This is a genomic window from Mesorhizobium sp. M7A.F.Ca.CA.002.09.1.1, assembly GCF_003998555.1.
Taxonomy (GTDB): Bacteria; Pseudomonadota; Alphaproteobacteria; order Rhizobiales; family Rhizobiaceae; genus Mesorhizobium; species Mesorhizobium ciceri.
In genome coordinates this window covers 1-3,949 of record NZ_RZRR01000529.1, presented here as the reverse complement: position 1 = coordinate 3,949, position 3,949 = coordinate 1, and the positions used below count along the sequence as shown (strand labels likewise).

Here is a 3,949-nt window from a genome sequence, read left to right as displayed (position 1 = left end):
GTACGGCGACGCCCAGTCGACCTACCTGTTCGGCAACATCGCCGCCGCCCTCGCCAAGACCAATGCACTGATCAAAGCGCAACCGAAGAATGCCTACTTCCAGGAACTGCGCGGCGACATCCTGATGAAAGCCAACAAACCCAAGGAAGCCGCGGACGCCTATGCCAAGGCGGTCAGCCTCGATTCGGCTCGGTCCGGTCTGCTGCCAGTGTCCGTGGGCCAGGCGCTGATGGCCGTCGGCACGCCCGACTCCCTCAAAAAAGCCGTCGTGCAGATCAACAATGGCCTCGGTCGCGACAAGGAAAATTCAGCCGGATATCGCTATCTGGCGCAGGCCTATGGCGAGTTGGGCGACATACCTGGCGCTGAACTTGCCACCGCTGAAAGCCATTTCTATTCCGGCAACTACAAGGATGCGAAGATTTTCGCCATGCGGGCGCAGCAGCAGATGAAACGCGGCGAGCCGCGCTGGCTTCGCGCCCAGGATATCATAAACTACAAGCCATCAACCAAGATCAAGTGAACCTTCCGGCCCCGCGCCACGACATAGCCAGACCGGAAAACAGGCAGAAGGAACAGGAACGATGAAAAAGGCACTGCTGCTGGGCACCACGGGGGTTGCGGTCGCTCTGGCCATGCTGGCTTTCGGATTCGTTGCCGGAAACCCGCAGATCGCCAAGGCCGGGACCGCACAGCCGGTCGAGACGGCGGCGGCCGATACCAAGATCGACCGCACCGAGGTCGAAGGCATCATCCGCGACTATTTGTTGAAAAACCCGGAAGTTCTTCTGGAGGTCCAGGACGCGCTTGAGGCCAAGCAGAAGGAAGAGCAGCGCATCGCTCATCTCGGCGTGATCAAGGATGCCAAGGACCAGATTTTCAACTCCGCCTTCGACGGCGTCGTCGGCAATCCGACCGGCAAGGTCACCATCGTCGAGTTCTACGACTATAATTGCGGCTTCTGCAAACGTGCCATCGACGACATGAAGGCGCTGACCAAGACCGATCCGGACCTGCGTTTCGTGCTCAAGGAATTCCCCATCCTCGGACCGGATTCGCAGAAGGCGAGCGTGGTCTCGATGGCCTTCCACCTGATGCACCCGGAAAAGTACGGCGAGTTCCACAATGCGTTGCTCGGCGGTCAGGGACGCGCCACCGAGGCGGCGGCCATGAAGGTCGCGCTGTCGCTCGGCGCCGACGAAGCGGCGCTGCGCGAGAAGATGAAGGACCCGACAATCAACGAGGCCCTCGCCAAGACCTACGATCTTGCCAACAAACTGGCGATCACCGGAACGCCGTCCTATGTCGTCGGCAACGAGGTGGTGTTCGGGGCGCTCGGGCAGGAAGTGCTGGCTGAAAAGATCGAGGCGGCGAAAGCCGCGCTCTGATCTTGCTCGCCAGCTATCTCTCACTGGCACATTTCCGCCTGTTGTGGACAGTGAAAGAACGCACTTGCGCTCTTTCCGCGGGCGGCTATGCCCATTATAGAGGGCCCAGCGCGCCGGCTTGATGACGGCGCCGGGAAAGGTCGGCTTTTTTGAAAACGGTTTTCGTCCTGAACGGTCCCAATCTCAACGCGCTCGGCAAGCGCGAGCCGGGCATCTATGGCGGCAAGACGCTTGCCGCGATCGCCGACGACTGCAAGCAGGCAGGCACGGCGCTGGGGTTCGAGATCGATTTCCGCCAGTCGAACCATGAGGGCGACCTTGTCGACTGGATTCAGGAAGCCGGCGACAAGGCTGTCGGCATCGTCATCAACCCGGGCGCCTACAGCCACACCTCGATTGCCATCCACGACGCCATCCGCGCCGTCGCACCATTGCCGGTGGCCGAAGTTCATCTTTCCAACATCCATGCGCGGGAACCATTCCGCCACGTCTCCATGGTCGCGCCGGTCGCCGTCGGCATGATCTGTGGCTTTGGGCCGCTCGGCTATACGCTGGCGCTACAGGCGCTGGCCGCACGCCTATGACCGGCCAACAAACAGAAGGCTCGAAAATGTCGATAAAGAAGACCGGTGTTGACCAGCAACTGATCCGCGATCTGGCGGGCATACTGAACGACACCAATCTCACCGAGATCGAGGTTGAACTGGGCGACCTGAAGGTGCGCGTCTCGCGGCAGGCGCCGGCCGTTCATGCAATCGCGGCGCCGCAACCGGCCTATGCGCCGGCAGCAGCGCAGGCTGCCGCCGTTGCCGTGCCTGTGGTGGCGGACCTTTCCAAGAATGCGGTCACCTCACCGATGGTCGGCACGGCCTATTTGGCTCCGTCGCCGGACGCCAAGGCATTCATCGAAGTCGGCCAGAAGGTCAAGGAAGGCCAGACGCTGCTGATCATCGAAGCAATGAAGACGATGAACCAGATCCCCTCGCCACGCGCCGGCACGGTGACCGCGATCCTTTTCGAGGATTCGCAGCCGGTCGAATATGGCATGCCGCTCGTCGTGATCGAGTAGAGCGGGCCTGATGTTTCAGAAGATCCTCATCGCCAATCGCGGCGAAATCGCCCTCCGGGTACTGCGCGCCTGCAAGGAACTCGGCATCCAGACGGTGGTGGTGCATTCGACCGCCGATGCCGACGCCATGCATGTGCGGCTCGCGGACGAGAGCGTCTGCATCGGTCCGCCGCCATCGCGCGACAGCTATCTCAACATCCATCAGATCGTTGCGGCCTGCGAAATCACCGGCGCCGACGCCGTGCATCCGGGCTACGGCTTCCTGTCGGAGAACGCCAAGTTCGCCGACATACTGGCCGCGCACAACATCACCTTCATCGGTCCGTCCGGCGACCATATCCGCATCATGGGCGACAAGATCGAGGCCAAGCGAACCGCCAAGCGCCTCAGCATTCCGGTTGTGCCCGGTTCGGACGGTGCCGTCACCGACCAAAAGGAAGCCAGGCGCATTGCCGCCGAGATCGGCTATCCCGTGATCATCAAGGCATCGGCCGGTGGTGGCGGGCGCGGTATGAAGGTAGCGCTTACCGAGGCCGACCTTGAGGTCGCCTTGCAAACGGCGAGCACGGAAGCCGGTGCGGCCTTCGGCGACGATGCGGTCTACATCGAGAAATACCTGGAAAAGCCGCGCCATATCGAGGTGCAGGTGTTCGGCGACGGCTTTGGCCGCGGCGTGCATTTCGGCGAGCGCGACTGTTCCTTGCAGCGCCGCGACCAGAAAGTCTGGGAAGAGGCGCCCTCGCCGGCCCTCAATGCCGAAGAGCGCGCCCGTATCGGCGGCATCTGCGCCAAGGCGATCGCCGACCTCGGCTATTCCGGCGCCGGCACGATCGAGTTCCTCTACGAAAATGGCGAGTTCTATTTCATCGAGATGAACACGCGCCTGCAGGTCGAGCATCCGGTGACGGAAGCGATCACCGGCATCGATCTCGTGCATGAGCAGATCCGCGTCGCTTCCGGCGGCGGCCTCTCGGTGAAGCAGGAGGACATCAAGTTCAACGGCCACGCCATCGAATGCCGCATCAACGCCGAGGACCCACGCACCTTCACCCCCTCGCCCGGTACGATCACCCATTTCCACACACCGGGTGGTCTGGGCATCCGCGTCGATTCCGGCGTCTATTCCGGCTACAAGATCCCGCCCTATTACGACAGCCTGATCGGCAAGCTGATTGTACATGGGCGTAACCGCGTCGAGTGCATGATGCGCCTGCGCCGCGCCCTGGACGAGTTCGTCGTCGACGGTATCAAGACGACGCTGCCGCTGTTTCGCGATCTCGTCGGCAATGCCGACATCGCCAATGGCGATTATGACATCCACTGGCTGGAAAAATACCTGGCCAAGGAAGAGTAGCGCGGAGACGCGATGACCCGCCCCTACGCGCCCGGCTATCGCATCCCCACCGACCTGCTGCTCAAGGCCTACGCCTCGGGCGTCTTCCCAATGGCAGAAAGTGCCGGCGACCCGGAGGTGTTCTGGGTGCGGCCGGAG

Annotated in this window: 4 protein-coding genes and 2 pseudogenes; all 6 read left to right on the top strand. The window is 62.1% G+C overall.

All coding sequences use genetic code 11. The features are described from left to right. Positions 1–523 (top strand): annotated as a pseudogene (locus tag EN994_RS21300) (M48 family peptidase); the annotation flags it as partial. 61 nt (positions 524–584) lie between these two features. After that, positions 585–1,388, top strand: coding sequence for a DsbA family protein (locus EN994_RS21295; RefSeq protein ID WP_013531360.1), 804 nt, complete (start codon positions 585–587; stop codon positions 1,386–1,388). A gap of 149 nt (positions 1,389–1,537) precedes the next feature. Continuing rightward, positions 1,538–1,972: a type II 3-dehydroquinate dehydratase gene (gene aroQ / locus EN994_RS21290; RefSeq protein WP_013531359.1), complete on the top strand. Its 435-nt coding sequence runs from the start codon at positions 1,538–1,540 to the stop codon at positions 1,970–1,972. 26 nt (positions 1,973–1,998) lie between these two features. Beyond that, complete coding sequence (accB, locus tag EN994_RS21285) at positions 1,999–2,457, top strand: acetyl-CoA carboxylase biotin carboxyl carrier protein (RefSeq protein ID WP_013531358.1); 459 nt, start codon at positions 1,999–2,001, stop codon at positions 2,455–2,457. 10 nt (positions 2,458–2,467) lie between these two features. Beyond that, the gene (gene accC / locus EN994_RS21280; RefSeq protein WP_127307787.1) at positions 2,468–3,811 is read left to right on the top strand and encodes an acetyl-CoA carboxylase biotin carboxylase subunit; all 1,344 of its coding nucleotides are present in this window, start codon (positions 2,468–2,470) and stop codon (positions 3,809–3,811) included. Between the two features lie 12 nt (positions 3,812–3,823). Beyond that, positions 3,824–3,949: pseudogene (locus tag EN994_RS36230) on the top strand (leucyl/phenylalanyl-tRNA--protein transferase); the annotation flags it as partial.